The sequence below is a fragment of the Streptomyces sp. WAC 04229 genome, from assembly GCF_003947455.1.
Classification (GTDB): domain Bacteria; phylum Actinomycetota; class Actinomycetes; order Streptomycetales; family Streptomycetaceae; genus Streptomyces.
This window is the reverse complement of record NZ_QHJH01000436.1, coordinates 1-676: the sequence shown is the minus strand read 5'-3', so window position 1 is coordinate 676 and position 676 is coordinate 1. Positions and strand designations below refer to the sequence as shown.

2 protein-coding genes are annotated in these 676 nt (G+C 71.2%); both read left to right on the top strand.

The features are described 5' to 3' along the window. Positions 1-303: helix-turn-helix transcriptional regulator (locus DMH12_RS38745; RefSeq protein ID WP_148107622.1), on the top strand; the 303-nt coding region annotated here is incomplete at its 5' end. 40 nt (positions 304-343) lie between these two features. After that, complete coding sequence (locus DMH12_RS38740; RefSeq protein WP_125495878.1) at positions 344-544, top strand: DUF6191 domain-containing protein; 201 nt, start codon at positions 344-346, stop codon at positions 542-544. The last annotated feature ends 132 nt before the right edge of the window (positions 545-676 follow it).

The window sequence follows — 676 nt, the reverse complement described above, 5'->3', positions numbered from 1 at the left end:
GACCAGGCGCAGCACGTCGCCCTCGCGGCCGGTGAGGCCCAGGGCCCCGCCACCGCCCCCGCCGATCCGGCCGGGGCCCTGGGCCTCACCGGCCGCGAGCGCGACGTGCTGCGCCTGGTCTCGGACGGCCGCACCAACCGCCAGATAGCCGAGGAGCTGTTCATCTCGCCCAAGACGGCCAGCGTGCACGTCTCCAACATCCTGGCGAAGCTCGGCGTCTCCGGCCGCGGCGAGGCCGCGGCACTGGCCCACCGGCTGGCGCTGTTCCCCACCGAACGGCTCACGTCCGGTTCGACGGAGTGACGCATACGCTGTAAAGGGACGCCGAACGACGGAGGCACGCGTGTTCAACGCATTCGACGAACTGTTCTCCCCCGGCCGCAAGCACACCCGCGACGAGCAGAACCGCCTGGAGCTGACCCGCGAGGACGTCGGCGACGGCGACCCCGGCCGGGGCCCGATAGACCTCGGCTCGGGCCGGGTCGTCGTCCACCCGCCGCACCCCGAGGAGGCCGTGAGGCCCGCGCCTCCCGAGGAGGAGTGACACCCCCTAGTGATCTGGTCTTGAGTTCACGTCTCGCCACGTGAGTCGTGGTTCGTTTCAGATTTCGGCTCGGGCGGTGACAGCGGCTGGAGGCTGCGGTCTGCTGGAGGAATGGGGGACAGCAGGCTGCAA